The organism is Sphingobium sp. WR1 (assembly GCF_059693745.1).
Genome location: NZ_JCATID010000024.1, coordinates 53,332 through 67,329, shown reverse-complemented (window position 1 = coordinate 67,329; position 13,998 = coordinate 53,332). Strand labels below are relative to the sequence as shown.

General features: G+C 64.2%; 13 protein-coding genes and 2 pseudogenes. 7 read left to right on the top strand and 8 right to left on the bottom strand.

The features are described from left to right. Window positions 1–60: 60 nt before the first annotated feature. The 5 genes from ntrX to dusB all read right to left on the bottom strand — a co-directional run bounded on the left by ntrX (window position 61) and on the right by dusB (window position 7,361). The gene (gene ntrX, locus AC58EF_RS22565) at window positions 61–1,431 is read right to left on the bottom strand and encodes a nitrogen assimilation response regulator NtrX (RefSeq protein WP_497278776.1); all 1,371 of its coding nucleotides are present in this window, start codon (window positions 1,429–1,431) and stop codon (window positions 61–63) included. Further along, window positions 1,421–3,676, bottom strand: coding sequence for a sensor histidine kinase (locus tag AC58EF_RS22560; protein ID WP_497278775.1), 2,256 nt, complete (start codon window positions 3,674–3,676; stop codon window positions 1,421–1,423). The genes ntrX and AC58EF_RS22560 overlap by 11 nt, the downstream gene beginning before the upstream one ends. A gap of 111 nt (window positions 3,677–3,787) precedes the next feature. Further along, the gene (ntrC, locus tag AC58EF_RS22555) at window positions 3,788–5,233 is read right to left on the bottom strand and encodes a nitrogen regulation protein NR(I) (RefSeq protein ID WP_497278773.1); all 1,446 of its coding nucleotides are present in this window, start codon (window positions 5,231–5,233) and stop codon (window positions 3,788–3,790) included. After that, entirely contained in the window at window positions 5,233–6,342 is a 1,110-nt protein-coding gene (locus tag AC58EF_RS22550; protein WP_497278772.1) for a two-component system sensor histidine kinase NtrB, read from the bottom strand. The genes ntrC and AC58EF_RS22550 overlap by 1 nt, the downstream gene beginning before the upstream one ends. Next, window positions 6,339–7,361 carry a tRNA dihydrouridine synthase DusB gene (gene dusB, locus AC58EF_RS22545; RefSeq protein WP_497278770.1) on the bottom strand — a complete coding sequence of 341 codons (1,023 nt, stop codon included), beginning with the start codon at window positions 7,359–7,361 and terminating at the stop codon, window positions 6,339–6,341. The genes AC58EF_RS22550 and dusB overlap by 4 nt, the downstream gene beginning before the upstream one ends. Window positions 7,362–7,466: 105 nt before the next feature. On the opposite strand from dusB, the gene AC58EF_RS22540 reads away from it, so the two are divergent. Both AC58EF_RS22540 and AC58EF_RS22535 read left to right on the top strand, forming a co-directional pair. Then, complete coding sequence (locus tag AC58EF_RS22540; protein ID WP_497278769.1) at window positions 7,467–8,651, top strand: bifunctional 2-C-methyl-D-erythritol 4-phosphate cytidylyltransferase/2-C-methyl-D-erythritol 2,4-cyclodiphosphate synthase; 1,185 nt, start codon at window positions 7,467–7,469, stop codon at window positions 8,649–8,651. A 4-nt stretch (window positions 8,652–8,655) separates the two neighbouring features. Next, complete coding sequence (locus tag AC58EF_RS22535) at window positions 8,656–9,168, top strand: CinA family protein (RefSeq protein ID WP_497278767.1); 513 nt, start codon at window positions 8,656–8,658, stop codon at window positions 9,166–9,168. On the opposite strand, the gene AC58EF_RS22530 is transcribed toward AC58EF_RS22535, so the two are convergent. Then, entirely contained in the window at window positions 9,120–9,590 is a 471-nt protein-coding gene (locus AC58EF_RS22530; RefSeq protein WP_497278765.1) for a type II toxin-antitoxin system RatA family toxin, read from the bottom strand. The genes AC58EF_RS22535 and AC58EF_RS22530 overlap by 49 nt on opposite strands. 7 nt (window positions 9,591–9,597) lie before the next feature. Continuing rightward, window positions 9,598–10,612 (bottom strand): annotated as a pseudogene (lipA, locus tag AC58EF_RS22525) (lipoyl synthase). A 9-nt stretch (window positions 10,613–10,621) separates the two neighbouring features. On the opposite strand from lipA, the gene AC58EF_RS22520 reads away from it, so the two are divergent. From AC58EF_RS22520 to AC58EF_RS22505, 4 genes and pseudogenes are all read left to right on the top strand, one after another. Beyond that, complete coding sequence (locus tag AC58EF_RS22520; protein WP_497278763.1) at window positions 10,622–11,260, top strand: carbonic anhydrase; 639 nt, start codon at window positions 10,622–10,624, stop codon at window positions 11,258–11,260. Between the two features lie 15 nt (window positions 11,261–11,275). After that, a complete protein-coding gene (locus AC58EF_RS22515) occupies window positions 11,276–12,049 on the top strand; it encodes an NYN domain-containing protein (protein WP_497278762.1) in 774 nt (257 codons plus the stop codon). Further along, the gene (locus tag AC58EF_RS22510) at window positions 12,049–12,330 is read left to right on the top strand and encodes an acylphosphatase (protein WP_497278760.1); all 282 of its coding nucleotides are present in this window, start codon (window positions 12,049–12,051) and stop codon (window positions 12,328–12,330) included. Before AC58EF_RS22515 ends, AC58EF_RS22510 begins: the two co-directional genes overlap by 1 nt. A 140-nt stretch (window positions 12,331–12,470) precedes the next feature. Continuing rightward, window positions 12,471–12,555, top strand: a pseudogene (locus AC58EF_RS22505). A 57-nt stretch (window positions 12,556–12,612) separates the two neighbouring features. Here the strand turns inward: AC58EF_RS22505 and AC58EF_RS22500 are convergent. After that, window positions 12,613–13,047, bottom strand: coding sequence for a hypothetical protein (locus AC58EF_RS22500; protein ID WP_497278758.1), 435 nt, complete (start codon window positions 13,045–13,047; stop codon window positions 12,613–12,615). Window positions 13,048–13,350: 303 nt separating this feature from the next. Here AC58EF_RS22500 and AC58EF_RS22495 point away from each other — a divergent pair, with 303 nt between their 5' ends. Beyond that, the gene (locus AC58EF_RS22495) at window positions 13,351–13,941 is read left to right on the top strand and encodes an anthranilate synthase component II (protein WP_497278757.1); all 591 of its coding nucleotides are present in this window, start codon (window positions 13,351–13,353) and stop codon (window positions 13,939–13,941) included. Window positions 13,942–13,998: the final 57 nt, after the last annotated feature.

Here is a 13,998-nt window from a genome sequence, read left to right as displayed (position 1 = left end):
GGTTCAGCTTGAACCGGGATGACTCGAGCCAAATTCTGCAACGGAACGGCAAAAGGCGCCCTATTCCTTGCCCTCGGTAATACCCAGCAGCTTCAATTTGCGGTGCAGCGCCGACCGCTCCATGCCGATGAAGGTGGCGGTGCGCGAGATATTGCCCGAGAAGCGCCGGATCTGGATGCGCAGATATTCGCGCTCGAAACTCTCCCGCGCCTCGCGGAGCGGCGCGCCCATGATGGCGGACTGGCCGATCCCCTCCCCGCCGCCGCCGCTGGTCAGTTCGGACGGCAGCATGTCCAGCTCGATCCGGCCGATCCGGTCGCCGGGTGCGAGGATCATCGTCCGCTCGATGACGTTGCGCAGCTGGCGGACATTGCCCGGCCATTCATTGGCCTGAAGCGCTGCCATGGCATCGCTGGCGATTTCCGGCGGCGGGACGCGACGATCGGCGGCGAAGCGGGCGAGATAATGTTCGACCAGTGGCGGAATATCATCGCGTCGCTCCGACAGCGGCGGGATGGCGAGCGGCACGACATTGAGGCGATAGAAGAGATCCTCGCGGAAGCGGCGGTCCTCGATCTCGTTCGCCAGCTCGCGCGCAGTCGAGGAGATGACGCGCACGTCCACCTTCACCTGCCGCTGGCCGCCGACGCGGGTGAAGCTCTGGTCGGTCAGGACGCGCAGGATTTTCCCCTGCGTCGTCAGCGGCATGTCGGCGATCTCGTCCAGATAGAGCGTTCCGCCATGCGCCTGTTCCAGGAATCCGGGTCGGACGAGGCCGCTCGCATCCTCTATGCCGAACAATTCCTCCTCGACGCGATCGGGGTCCATCCGCGCGGCCGCGACGATGATGAAAGGCGAGTCGGCCCGTCCGCTCCAGCTATGGAGCATCCGCGCGGCGACTTCCTTGCCGACGCCGGCAGGGCCAGAAATCAGCACGCGACTCCCCGTGCCCGCGACTTTCTTGATCGTGGCGCGCACGCTGTTGATCGCGGCCGACGTGCCGGTCAGTTCGTCATCCTGACCGAAGCGGGCGCGCAACACCTGATTTTCGCGCCGCAGCCGCTCCGTCTCCGTCGCGCGGGAGACGAGATGGAGCAGGCGATCCGCCTCGAACGGCTTTTCGATGAAATCCGCGGCGCCCTTGCGGATCGCGGCGACGGCGGTGTCGATATTGCCATGGCCGGAAATCATCAGCACGGGAATGCTGGGATCGCGGCGCTTGATCTCATCGAGCAGTTCGAGGCCATCCATGCGCGATCCCTGCAACCAGACGTCGAGCAGCACCAGCGAGGGACGGCGCGAATCGAGCGCGTCGATCGCGCTGTCGCTGTGGGCGGCGGTGCGGGTGGTGAAGCCTTCATCTTCCAGGACGCCCGCGACCAGATCGCGAATATCCTCTTCATCGTCCACAATCAGAATATCAAGCGCCATTGGCCGTCACTTTTCCTTTGGGCAGGGCTATGATCTGCCCTTCTTCCAGTTTCTCCAGCGCGCCCGCGGCGAACCGCAGGGTCACACATGCGCCGCCCCCCTCGGCATCGTCGAAGCGAATCTCCCCCAAATGCTCCTCGACAATCTTCTTGACGATGGCGAGGCCAAGACCCGTCCCCTTGGACCGCGTCGTCATATAGGGCTCCAATATCCGGTCGCGTTCCGGCGGAAGGCCGATGCCGTCGTCGCGCACGCGGATCAGTAGATCGTCATCCTCCCGCGCCAGCCGCATATGGATATGGCCGCGCGGACCTCCTTCGTCTGGAATGGGTTTAGGTTCAATGGCTTCGACAGCATTTTTAACAATATTCGTCAAAGCCTGGCCCAATTGCCGCCGGTCGCAGACCAATTCCATATCGTCGGTGTCGGCGACATATTTGAACCGGATGTCGGGATGCGCCACCTCATGCAGGAACAGTGCATGACGCGCAATGTCGCCGATCGCCTCGCGCCGGAAGACGGGCTTGGGCATACGCGCGAAGGAGGAGAATTCATCGACGATGCGGCGCAGGTCGCCCACCTGCCGCACGATGGTGCCGGTCAGACGGGTGAAGGTCGCCTTGTCGCTGGTGACTTCGTCGGCATAGCGGCGCTGGAGCCGTTCGGCAGCAAGCTGGATCGGCGTCAGCGGGTTCTTGATCTCATGCGCGATCCGTCGCGCCACGTCGGACCAGGCGGCGCGGCGCTGGTCGGACAGTTGCTGGGTGATATCGTCGAAGGTCAGGATATGGCGCGACGCATCCTGCGTCACCTTCACCGCCAGCGTGCGCAGATCGCCATGGGCGCGCACCTGCACGATCCCGGCATCCTCGTCCGATTCGACGAGTTCGGCGAGTTCGGGAGACACCTCCTCCAGCGGACGGCCGACCGGATCATCGCCTTCCTCGACCAGGATCGCGGCGGCCGAACTGTTGAGCAGCAATATCTCGCCCTCCAGGTCGACCGACAGCACGCCCGCGCTGACGCCCGACAGGATCGCTTCGATAAAGGCGCGCCGTTCGTCCAACTGGCTGTTCGCCGCCACCAGCGCGCCGGTCTGCGCCTCCAGCCGCTGCGTCATACGGTTGAAGGCGGCGGCGAGCGTGCCGATCTCGTCCCGGCTCTGCGGACTGGTGACGCGCGCCGACAGGTCGCCCGCGGTGATCCTTCGCGCCGCCGTCACCAGTTCGTTGACGGGCCGCACCATCCAGTCGGCCACGGCCAGCGCGATATAGACGGCGATGCCGACCAGCAGCAGCGACCCCACGAACAGCGCGATGTTGAACCGCAACTGGAGCGCGCGCGATTGGGCGGAGAAGAGATCATAATCCGCCAGCACTTTCTGCGCCTGCGTCACATTGCTGAACGAGGAGGTGCCGGCATTGCGCGTGGCGTAGAGATAGACCTTGGAATTGGGGTAGAGCAACGTCACCGCCTCGACCTGGTTGGGCCGGGCCTGCACCACGATATCCTCGCCGGCGGCCAGCCGCTTGACCGCCTGGGCCGACAGCATCGAGGAAGCCGGACGGTTTTCGGGATCGACGGTCGCGGCGGTGCGGGCGATCCCGTCCTTGCCCACCTCGATGATCGCCGACCGGTTCAGCTTCCGGGTGACGACCTGGTAGATATAGCCTTCGGCGAAGCGCGGGCTGGAGACTTCCGACTGGCTCAGATAGTCGCGCAGGTCGCCCGCCATGGTCAGCGTCTCGTCCCGCACCTCGCGCAGATTCTGCTCATAATAGCCGCGCGCCAGGTCGCTGGCGTTCTGGAGCATACCGCGCGCGCTGTCCGAGAACCAGAATTGCACGCCATATTGGAACAGCAGCGAGGCGAAGATCACGACCAGCAGCATCGGCACGCTCGCGACGATCGAGAAGATCGCCACCAGCCGGACGTGCAACTGGCCGTCGCTGCCGATCGCCGACTTGGCGGCGCGGCGCTTCGCCACCCGCCGCCCGAGCAACATCAACAGGGCGATGGCCGGAACCAGATTCGCCACCAGCAGCAGCGCCACGATCGGCGGTGTCAGCAGCGTGTAGGAATCGCGGCTGCCCGACAGAAGCTGATAGGTCAGGCCCGCCATGCCCAGGAAAAGGGCGAGCGTGACGCCTTCCACCAGCGGGGCGAGACGTCCTTTCCGCAGGAAGGGCGGCAGGTACCTCCGCCATGCAGAGGCTCGCCTGCGAAAGGGGATCGCACCGTTCATAGTGGCTTTGTTACAACAAGCCCGTGCCCGTTCAAACACAGTATTTGGGACAATATATGGTGCTGGTCGACACAGACCGTCGTTTCGTCCTGATATGCCACTGAAATTCCGTCAATCACTCAGCCGCAACTGGAGCGGGTCCAGACCATAATCGGTCAGCTTCTTGCGCAGCGTGTTCCGGTTGATGCCGAGCAGCGCCGCGGCGCGAATCTGGTTGCCGTCGACGCTGGACAGAACCTCCTCCAGCAGCACCGGTTCGATCGCCGCCAGCAGATCCTCATGCAGGCTGCGCTGCGGCTGGCCGATGCCCACGCCCAGCTGCCGCTTGGCCCAGTCGCGCACGGCGTGGACCAGCTGGTCGGCCGGCGCGGCATAGTCCGGCGGCACGGCGTCGATCGGCAGCATGTTCCGCAGCATGTCGGCCGTGATGACATTCTCGCGGCTGAGGACGGACAGGCGCTGCATCATATTCTGCAATTCGCGCACATTGCCCGGCCAGTGCCACGCCATCAGCAATTGTGCGGCGTCATCGGACAGGGTCTTGCGCGGCAAGCCCTCCAGCGCCGCGCGTTCCAGAAAATGGCGGGCGAGCAGAATCACGTCCTCGCGCCGTTCGCGCAGCGCCGGCAGGGCGATCGGCACGACATTGAGGCGGTAATAGAGGTCCTGGCGGAAGCGCCCTTCCTCGATCAGCTGGGGTAGATCCTTGTTGGTCGCCGCGATGATGCGGACATTGACCCGCACCGGCTTGGACCCGCCGACGGTCGTGACCTCGCCCGACTGGAGAACCCGCAGCAGCCGCGTCTGCGCCTCCATCGGCATGTCGCCGATCTCGTCGAGGAACAGCGTGCCGCCCTGCGCCTGCTCGAACTTGCCGGCGGTCCGCGCATGGGCGCCGGTGAAGGCGCCTTTTTCATAACCGAATAGTTCTGCCTCGATCAATTCGCGCGGAATGGCGGCCATGTTGATCGGGACGAAAGGCCTGGTGCGGCGCTGGCCCAGGCTGTGGATCGCTTCGGCCACCAGTTCCTTGCCCGTGCCCGATTCCCCCAGCACCAGGATGGAGAGGTCGTTGGAAAGGACGCGGGCGATGGTGCGATAGACTTCCTGCATCGCCGGCGACCGGCCGACCAGGGGCAGTCCGTCATGGGGCAGCCCGGCCTCCCCCTCGGGTTCCTCCCCGCTTTGCCGGGTGCCGAGCGCATCGGCGACCGCGCGGGTCAGTTCGTTGAGATCGAAGGGCTTGGGCAGATATTCGAACGCGCCCTTTTCGGTCGCACGGATCGCGGTGTTGAGCGTGTTCTGCGCCGACAGGATGATGATGTTCAGGCCCGGCCGGGTGGCCAATATGTCCGCCACGCCGTCAAGGCCGTCGCCGTCGGGCAGCATGACGTCGGTGATCAGGACATCGGGCGCGAAACTTTCCATCAGCGCCGCGCGCTCGCGGATCGAGGCGGCGGTCTTGACCTTATGCCCCTGCCGCCGCAGCGCCTCGCCCACCACCACGCAGATGGCGGGATCGTCGTCGACCACCAGCACGGTTCCGGTCGCCGCCATCACCCCATCCCCATCGGCAGCAGGATGCGGAAGGTGGATTCACCCGCCTCCGCATCGCGGGCATATTGGACGAAACCGCTCATGTCGCGGACCAGCTTGTCCACCAGCGCCAGCCCCAGCCCCTGCCCGTCGCGCTTGCCGGTGATGAAGGGGTTGAAGAGATGGTCGAGAATATGTTCGGGCACGCCGGGTCCATTATCGATGACAAGGATTTCGATCGGCAGCACGGCGCTGCCCTTGCCGTCGCCGACCATGACCGAAACACCATGACGGAAAGCCGTTTCGACCCGGATGCGGGGATTGGGGACATGCTCCAGCGCCTCCGCCGCATTCTTGAGCAGGTTGATCATGACCTGCACCAGCGCATCGTCATTGATGTTGGCGAATGGCAAGGATGGATCATAATGTTTTATGATCTTTATATTTTTTGCAAAACCTGCTGCCGCAATCCCGGCCGCCCGGTCGATCAGCGGATAGATGTTGCCGGGATGGCATTCCAGCGTCCGGTCGGTCGTGAAATCCTGCATCCGGTCGATCAGCGCCGCGATCCGGTCCACCTCGTTGCAGATGAGCTGGGTCAGGGCCGCGTCCCGCCCGCCATGGCTGGATTCCAGCAGTTGCGCCGCGCCCCGGATGCCGGACAGCGGATTCTTGATCTCATGCGCCAGGATCGCGGCCGCGCCCATGGCGGAGCGCGCGCCGCCCGCAGAGCCGCGATGACCGATCTTGCGCGCCTGGCTCTGGGCGTGGAGCGACACGACGCGCCAGCCGTCATGATCGACGATCGGCGCGATCATCAGATCGACCTCCATTTCGGCGGTGCGACCGGCATGAACCTTGATATCATAGGCGGCGATCGGCTTGTTACTGTGCCAGATATCGAAGCGCGCGCCGGCTTCGGCGATGCGGATGGTGCGCGCTATATCGCTGCCGATGATCGCCGATCGCGCCATATTGAGCAGCGTTTCGGCGCGGACATTGGCCTCGGCAATGCTGTTGTCCGGCTTCACGACCAGGGTCGCGACCGGCAGCGCGGTCATCTGTTCGCCCAGCGATGGTCCGTCCTGGGCCAAGCGAAGCGGCGGCATCGACGTCAGCGCCCCGTTCATGCAGCCTTTCGCAATTCCGCCGGATCGACGCCGCTGGCGATCAGCGGCTCGTAGAAGCGGGCGAGCATGTCGAGCACCACCTCCGCATCCGGCTGCTGGTTCACGGCGTTGCGGAACTCGGCCGATCCGGTCAGCCCCTTGGTATACCAGCCGATATGCTTGCGCGCCATGTTGACGCCGGTATGCCTGTCATAATGATCGAGCATCGCGTGATAATGCTCTATGATCACGCGATATTGCTCTTCCAGCGAAGGATCGGCAATGCGCGTGCCATCGGTCAGCCAGGCCATCACCTGGCCGATCAGCCAGGGCCGGCCATAGGCGCCGCGGCCGATCATCACGCCGTCCGCGCCGCTTTGCTCCAGCGCCGTGTCGGCATCCTCGATCGAGCAGATATCGCCATTAACGATGACCGGCAGCTTCACCGCCTCCTTGACCGAGCGGACGAACGCCCAGTCGGCGCTGCCCTTATACATCTGGCAACGGGTGCGGCCGTGCACGGTGATGAGCTTTGCGCCCAGATCCTCGGCAATATGCGCCAATTCCGGCGCATTGAGGCTGGCATGATCCCAGCCCATGCGCATCTTCACGGTGACGGGCACGTCCACCGCCTCGACCGTCGCCTTGATGAGCGAGGCGGCCAGAGGCAGGTCGCGCATCAGCGCGCTGCCCGCGTCGCCATTGACGACCTTCTTCACCGGGCAGCCCATATTGATGTCGATGATCGCCGCGCCGCGATCGGCATTGAGCTTGGCCGCTTCGGCCATTTCGGTCGGCGAGCAGCCGGCAAGCTGCATCGACACCGGTTCTTCAAGCGGATGCCATGCGGCCTTCTGCAAGGACTGGCGAGTCTCGCGGATCATCGCCGCCGACGCGATCATCTCCGTCACGTTGAGGCCCGATCCGTAACGGCGGACCAAAGTGCGGAAGGGCATGTCGGTGACGCCCGTCATCGGCGCCAGCACGACCGGCATGTCGATGGTCACGGGACCGATGGAGATAGGAGAAAGCCTGCGCATGATCTTGTTTCGAAATACTGCCTAAAAAACAGGCAGCCCTTAAAGGAAAATGGCGGAAACGGCAAGCGGAGCGCTGCACCCTTCCAGTCCGGGCCTTCAACCGCTATGCGCCGGCCCATGACATCGAACAGCAAGATCGTCGCCCTGCTCGTCGCCGCGGGCCAAGGGAGCCGGGCGGGCGGGGACAGTCCCAAACAGTTCAGATTGCTGGCGGGCAAGGCCGTGCTGGCCCATGCCTGTGACGCGCTTGTCGCCCATGGCGCGATCGATGCGATCCATATCGTGCTGGGCGAAGGGCAGGAAGAAACGGCCCGTGCCCTGCTCGGCGATCGCGCCGTGGCGTCCTTCATCACCGGCGCGGGCAGCCGGCGCGGCTCGGTCCGTGCGGGGCTGGAGGCGATCGCCGCCAATGGTGGCGCAGATGTCGTGCTGATCCATGACGCCGCCCGCCCCTTCCTGCCCGGCGCGGTGATCGATCGGCTGCTGGCAGCGCTTGAACAGTCGGAGGGTGCCATTCCCACCCTGCCCGTCGCCGATACGCTGGTGCGCGGCGCGGACGGCAGGATGGCGGACGGCGTGGAACGGGCGAGCCTGCACCGCGTCCAGACCCCGCAGGCTTTTCGTTTCGACTCCATCCTTGCGGCGCATCGCGCCTGGGATGAGGCACGCGACGCCACGGACGATGCGCAGATCCTCCAGGCTCGAGGCCATGACGTCATATTGGTCGAGGGCGATGAAAGGCTTGAGAAATTGACCTATCCGCAGGATTTCGCCCGCGCCGAAGCGCTATTGGCCACGCCGCGTAGCACGCGCGTCGGCATGGGCTATGACGTTCATCGCCTCGCGCCCGACGAAGAACTTTGGCTGGGCGGCGTGCTGGTTCCGCATGATCGCGGGCTTGCGGGGCACAGCGACGCCGACGTGGCGCTCCATGCGATCGTCGATGCGCTGCTGGGGGCGCTTGCGGAAGGCGACATAGGCAGCCATTTCCCGCCATCCGACCCGCAATGGCGCGGCGCCTCTTCGGATCGCTTCGTCGCCTATGCGCGCGATCGGGTGGCGGCGCGCGACGGCAGGATCGAGCATGTCGACCTGACCATCATCTGCGAAGCGCCCAAAATCGGCCCGCATCGCGACGCCATGCGCGCGCGGATCGCCGACATTCTCGCCGTCCCGATCGATCGGATCAGCGTCAAGGCGACCACGACCGAGAAGCTGGGTTTCGCCGGGCGTCGTGAAGGCATCGCCGCACAGGCGGTTGCAACCCTCTCCCTCCCCGCGCTATCCTGATCCCATGCCCGATACCGTCCTCCCGGCCCAGTTGGTCGAACTCGCCGAAAAGGTCATCGTCGCCAATCGTCGCGCCGGGCGCACGGTCGCGGTCGCGGAAAGCTGCACCGGCGGCCTCGTGTCCGCCGCGCTCACCGAAATCGCCGGCTCATCCGAGGTGTTCGAGGCAGGATTCATTACTTATTCCAATGACATGAAGACGGAACTTCTGAAAGTTTCGCATGACGTGCTGGACACATTTGGCGCCGTCTCCATCGCCACCGCATGGGCGATGGCGCAGGGGGCGCTCAACAAGAGCCATGCCCATGTCGCGGTCGCCATCACCGGCATCGCCGGGCCGGGCGGCGGCAGCGAACAGAAGCCCGTCGGCACCGTCGTCTTCGCGCGCGCCGAACGCGGCGCCAGCCCCGACAAGGTCGTGGCCGACATGCACCATTTTGCGGATAATGGCCGGGGCGGCGTCCGCCTTCAGGCGGCGCTGTGCGCGCTCGAACTGCTGTTGCCCGAAGGCGCGTAAAGCGCCGCCGCGCGCGTTTCGAACGCGCCGATCATCTTGCGCAGCGCCTTGTCGAAAAACTGGCCGGCGAGCATTTCGAACAGCCGGTTCCTGAACTCGAACTCGACCTCGAAATCGACCAGCACCCCGCCCCGCCCGTCGTCGCGAAAATTCCATTCATTGTGGAGATGCTTGAGCGGCCCGTCGAGATAGTCGACGCGGACATGGTCGGGCCGATGCTTGTGCACGCGCGAGGTAAAGCTTTCCTTGATCCCCTTGAAGCCGACAATCATGTCCGCGACCATTTCCGCATCGCTGTCGGATCGGACGCGGATCGCGCTCACCCAGGGCAGGAATTCGGGATAGGCCGCGACATTCGACACCAGGTCGAACATCTGGGTCGGGGTGTAGGGAAGCTGGCGCGTCTCATTATGCTTGGGCATCGGAAATTCAGGCCTTCGCGAGCGCCGCCTTGGCCAGCTTCGCTTCGCGCGCGGCCTTCATCTCGGCGAAATCCTTGCCGGCATGATAGCTGGAGCGCGTCAGCGGGCTGGACGCCACCTGAAGGAAGCCCTTGGCCCGTGCGATCGCGGCATAGGCGTTGAACGCCGCTGGCGTGACGAATTCCATCACCTTGGCGTGCTTGGGCGTCGGTTGGAGATATTGGCCCATGGTCAGGAAGTCGATGTCGGCCGACCGCATGTCGTCCATCACCTGATGGACCTCCAGACGCTCCTCGCCCAGACCCAGCATGATGCCGGACTTGGTGAAGATCGACGGATCGAGCTTCTTCACCGACTCGAGCAGGCGCAGCGACGCATAATAGCGCGCGCCGGGGCGGATGGTCGGATAGAGACGCGGGACGGTTTCCAGATTATGGTTGTAGACGTCCGGCCGGGCGGCGACGATCATCTCGACCGCGCGTTCATGCTTGTTGCGGAAATCGGGCGTCAGGATTTCGATTGTCGTGTTCGGTGTCGTGCGGCGCAGCGCCTCGATCACCTTCACGAACTGCGAAGCGCCGCCATCGGGCAGGTCGTCGCGGTCGACCGAGGTGATGACGATATGCTCCAGCCCCATTTCGGCGCAGGCGTCGGCCAGATTCTGCGGCTCTTTGGGATCGACCTTGCGCGGCATCCCGGTCTTGACATTGCAGAAGGCGCAGGCGCGGGTGCAGACATCGCCCAGGATCATCACCGTGGCGTGCTTCTTGGTCCAGCATTCGCCGATATTCGGACAGGCCGCTTCCTCGCACACGGTCGCCAGCCCCTTGGCGCGCATCAACTGGCGCGTCTCGTTATAGCCCTTGCTGGTCGGGGCCTTGACACGGATCCAGTCGGGCTTGCGGGCGCGTTCCGGGCTATTGGCAGGCTTTTCGGGCGCGGGGATCGGGCTGATGTCGTTCATGCGCCCCCAGATAGCGATGCTTGGGAAGACTTGCCAGTCCCCTCTTTGTGCGGCACACCCCCTGCCCATGACCGACTTTGCCGACATGCTCCAGGGCTATCGCCGCTTCCGCACCACCGGATGGAGCCAGCAGCGCGAGCGATGGGACGAGCTGAACGAAGGCCAAAGCCCCAAGGTGATGGTGATCGCCTGCTCGGACAGCCGGGTCGATCCGGCCCAGATTTTCGACACCGGTCCCGGCGAGGTTTTCGTGGTGCGCAACGTCGCCGCGCTCGTCCCCCCGTTCGAGACGAATCCCGGTCATCACGGTGTGTCGGCCGCGCTGGAATTCGCCGTGCAGGTGCTCAAGGTCGGCGAGATCGTCGTCATGGGCCACGGCAAATGCGGCGGTTGCAAGGCGGCGCTCAGTCATGATCTGAAGGATGCGCCTCCGGGCGAGGGCGGCTTCGTCCACAATTGGATCAGCCTGCTCGATGGCGCGCGCCAAGTGGTGATCGATCGCTATGGCGACCAACGCGACCGCGATGTCGAGCGCGCCATGGAGCAGGAAGGCGTCAAGGTCAGCCTCGCCAACCTGCGCAGCTTCTCCTGCGTCCGGTCCAAGGAAAGGCGCGGCGAATTGAAACTGATCGGCAGCTTCTTCGCCATCGCGGACGGACAGCTCCATCTTCTGGACGAGGAAACGGGCGTCTTCTCGCCCGCCTGATAGGGAGAAGGGCGGATGACGACATCGCAGGACGGGCACGGCAATATCGCACTGCTGATCGATGCGGACAATGCGTCGGCGGCGCATTTCGATTCGGTCATGACCGTGCTGGCGGAGCTGGGCACGGTCAATATCCGCCGCGCCTATGGCAATTGGAGCAAGGCGACGCTCAAGGCGTGGGCGGCCCTTTCCATCACCCAGGCGATCGAGCCGCAGCAGCAGTTCGACCTGACCAAGGGCAAGAACGCCACCGACATGAAGATGACCATCGACGCGATGGACCTGCTGGCGAGCGGGCGCGTCGACGGTTTTGGCCTCATGTCGAGCGACAGCGACTTCACCCCGCTGGTCACGCGCATCCGGCAGGACGGCATCCCGGTCTATGGTTTCGGCACCGCGAACACGCCCGAAGGCTTCCGCCACGCCTGCACCCGCTTCATCGACGTCGCCGCGCTGGAACGGACGGAAGTGCCGGTGGCCAAGCCCGCCGCGAAGAAAACCGCGAAATCCGCACCCGCCAAGGCATCTCCAGAGGATGGTGAGGACGGCAAGGCGAAGCCGGTCGAACCCGAAGTCGTGAAGCTGCTGATCGACGCCTATGACGCGGTGAAGCGTGACGAAAAAGGCTTTGCCGCGCTGGGCAGCGTGGGGCAGCTGGCTGGCAACCGATCCAGCTTCGACACGCGCAATTACGGCTATAAGCGGCTGTCGGATCTGGTCCGCGCCATCCCCAACTTCGTCACCGAGGTGCGCGAAGGTGGGCAGACCTGGATCAAGCGGGTCAAATAATGTCCGCGGTCGCCCGCCACCTCATGATCCACGGCCGAGTCCAGGGCGTCTGGTACCGCGCCTGGACGGTCGAGACGGCGCGCGAACTGGGATTGGTCGGCTGGGTACGCAACCGGATGGATGGCAGCGTCGAGGCACTGGTGCAGGGCGAAGCGGCGCTGGTGGAGCGCTTCGTCACGCTGGCGCATGAAGGGCCGCCCGCTGCGCAGGTCATGCGGATCGAGGCGACGGAAGCCACTGTGGAGTCGCTAGGCGGGTTTGAGAAGCGTGCGACGGCTTGACGTGAAGCTCGGCGAGCGCGCGGGCCGTCTTTTCTCGAATGTTGAGGCAGGAAGCGACCACTTGTTGCCGTAGGACAGATAAATCAGCTTCCTCGAAACCGGACGTTGCGATTTAGCCAATTTCGTCGCTAAATGTGGTCGCCAGCGTGACGGAATTGGTAGACGTATCGCTACAGCATCCTCGCCGTTAGGCGAAGGTGCGGGTTCGATCCCCTGCCGCTGGCATCAAACGACCATTCACCGACATTCCATCGTTCCTCGGCGCGATCTGTCACCAGACATTCAGCCTACTTGCCGTGGTTTCTTTCGGATGCGCCCAAGGCTATCTAAAACCTTAAGACGCTTCAACGGAACACCCCTATATTCGGTTGTTGAGCTACGGCCGCTTTGGTCTGTCACTGAAAGGAGCACCTGCCTTCCAAGTGCGGTTGTGTTGAAGGTTGCCGACAGTGCCGTGAAGTCCGTAACCTTGGCGTCGTTACTTTCACAAAATTCGGGCAAAACTTCCGCAAAAAGGGCGACGGCAGCTTCAAGTTCATCCGACGGGGTTCCACGCACGACGCGACCGTTAAGAAAATCGACCTCAATCAATGCTTCGGGCGATGATGCTGCCTCGCCAAATACATCCATGGGATAGTAGCCAATCACGAATCCCAAGCCGCTGGCCATCGAGTCTGCGAGGTTGTGCCCTATGGCGCAAAGGCGATCATGATTCATCCACAAACTTTGCCAGAATTTGAGTCCGCTTTCTACATCGGCTCTCCCCGAAGCCGCCATTCCGCAACCCACCCTTTTTCGTCATTGCGAGCGCAGCGAAGCAATCCAATGTCACCCCCTATGGATTGCTTCGCTGCGCTCGCAATGACGATGGGTGATTTGAGCAAGGGCCGCCTGTCCGCTTCCCACCCCTTCCCGCCATTGCCGCACCCCCAAATCGCCGCGACACGCTAAGCCGCGCATGGCTCATCACCGCCCTCCCCACTTCCCCCCGCGTCGATCCCGCGCTAAAGCCCTGATCCCATGATCCTCGTCATCGACAATTATGACAGCTTCACCTGGAACCTGGTCCATTATCTCATGGAATTGGGCGCGCAGGTGGAGGTCGTCCGCAACGACGCCATCTCCGCCGGGCAGGCGCTGTCCAGCGGGGCGAACGCCTTCCTGCTCTCGCCCGGCCCCTGCACGCCCAACGAGGCGGGGGTCAGCCTGGACCTGGTCGCCGCCTGCGCCGATGCGGGCGCGCCGATGCTGGGCGTGTGCCTGGGCCATCAGGCGATCGGCCAGCATTTCGGCGGCAAGGTGGTGCGTGGCGGCCTGATGCATGGCAAGACCTCGCCGGTCCGCCATGACGGCACCGGCCTGTTCGCGGGTCTGCCCTCCCCCTTTACGGCGACTCGCTATCACTCGCTGATCGTCGAGGATATTCCCGACAGCCTGATCGTGAACGCCACCAGCGAGGACGGATCGGTCATGGGCTTCCGCCACGCGACCCTGCCGATCCATTCGGTCCAGTTCCACCCGGAAAGCATCGCCACCGAATATGGGCATGAGATGCTGGCGAACTTCCTGCGCATCGCCGGCCTGCCGGTGCGGGAACGGGAAGCGGCCTGACGCTGTCCTATCGGGAAGGATCGAGCCGGACGGCCCGTTTTCTTTCCGAATATGGCG

Coding starts and splice junctions, on each gene's coding strand:
- ntrX (WP_497278776.1), bottom strand. CDS start 1,431: ATGGCGCTTGATATTCTGATTGTGGACGATGAAGAGGATATTCGCGAT.
- AC58EF_RS22560 (WP_497278775.1), bottom strand. CDS start 3,676: ATGAACGGTGCGATCCCCTTTCGCAGGCGAGCCTCTGCATGGCGGAGG.
- ntrC (WP_497278773.1), bottom strand. CDS start 5,233: ATGGCGGCGACCGGAACCGTGCTGGTGGTCGACGACGATCCCGCCATC.
- AC58EF_RS22550 (WP_497278772.1), bottom strand. CDS start 6,342: ATGAACGGGGCGCTGACGTCGATGCCGCCGCTTCGCTTGGCCCAGGAC.
- dusB (WP_497278770.1), bottom strand. CDS start 7,361: ATGCGCAGGCTTTCTCCTATCTCCATCGGTCCCGTGACCATCGACATG.
- AC58EF_RS22540 (WP_497278769.1), top strand. CDS start 7,467: ATGCGCCGGCCCATGACATCGAACAGCAAGATCGTCGCCCTGCTCGTC.
- AC58EF_RS22535 (WP_497278767.1), top strand. CDS start 8,656: ATGCCCGATACCGTCCTCCCGGCCCAGTTGGTCGAACTCGCCGAAAAG.
- AC58EF_RS22530 (WP_497278765.1), bottom strand. CDS start 9,590: ATGCCCAAGCATAATGAGACGCGCCAGCTTCCCTACACCCCGACCCAG.
- AC58EF_RS22520 (WP_497278763.1), top strand. CDS start 10,622: ATGACCGACTTTGCCGACATGCTCCAGGGCTATCGCCGCTTCCGCACC.
- AC58EF_RS22515 (WP_497278762.1), top strand. CDS start 11,276: ATGACGACATCGCAGGACGGGCACGGCAATATCGCACTGCTGATCGAT.
- AC58EF_RS22510 (WP_497278760.1), top strand. CDS start 12,049: ATGTCCGCGGTCGCCCGCCACCTCATGATCCACGGCCGAGTCCAGGGC.
- AC58EF_RS22500 (WP_497278758.1), bottom strand. CDS start 13,047: ATGAATCATGATCGCCTTTGCGCCATAGGGCACAACCTCGCAGACTCG.
- AC58EF_RS22495 (WP_497278757.1), top strand. CDS start 13,351: ATGATCCTCGTCATCGACAATTATGACAGCTTCACCTGGAACCTGGTC.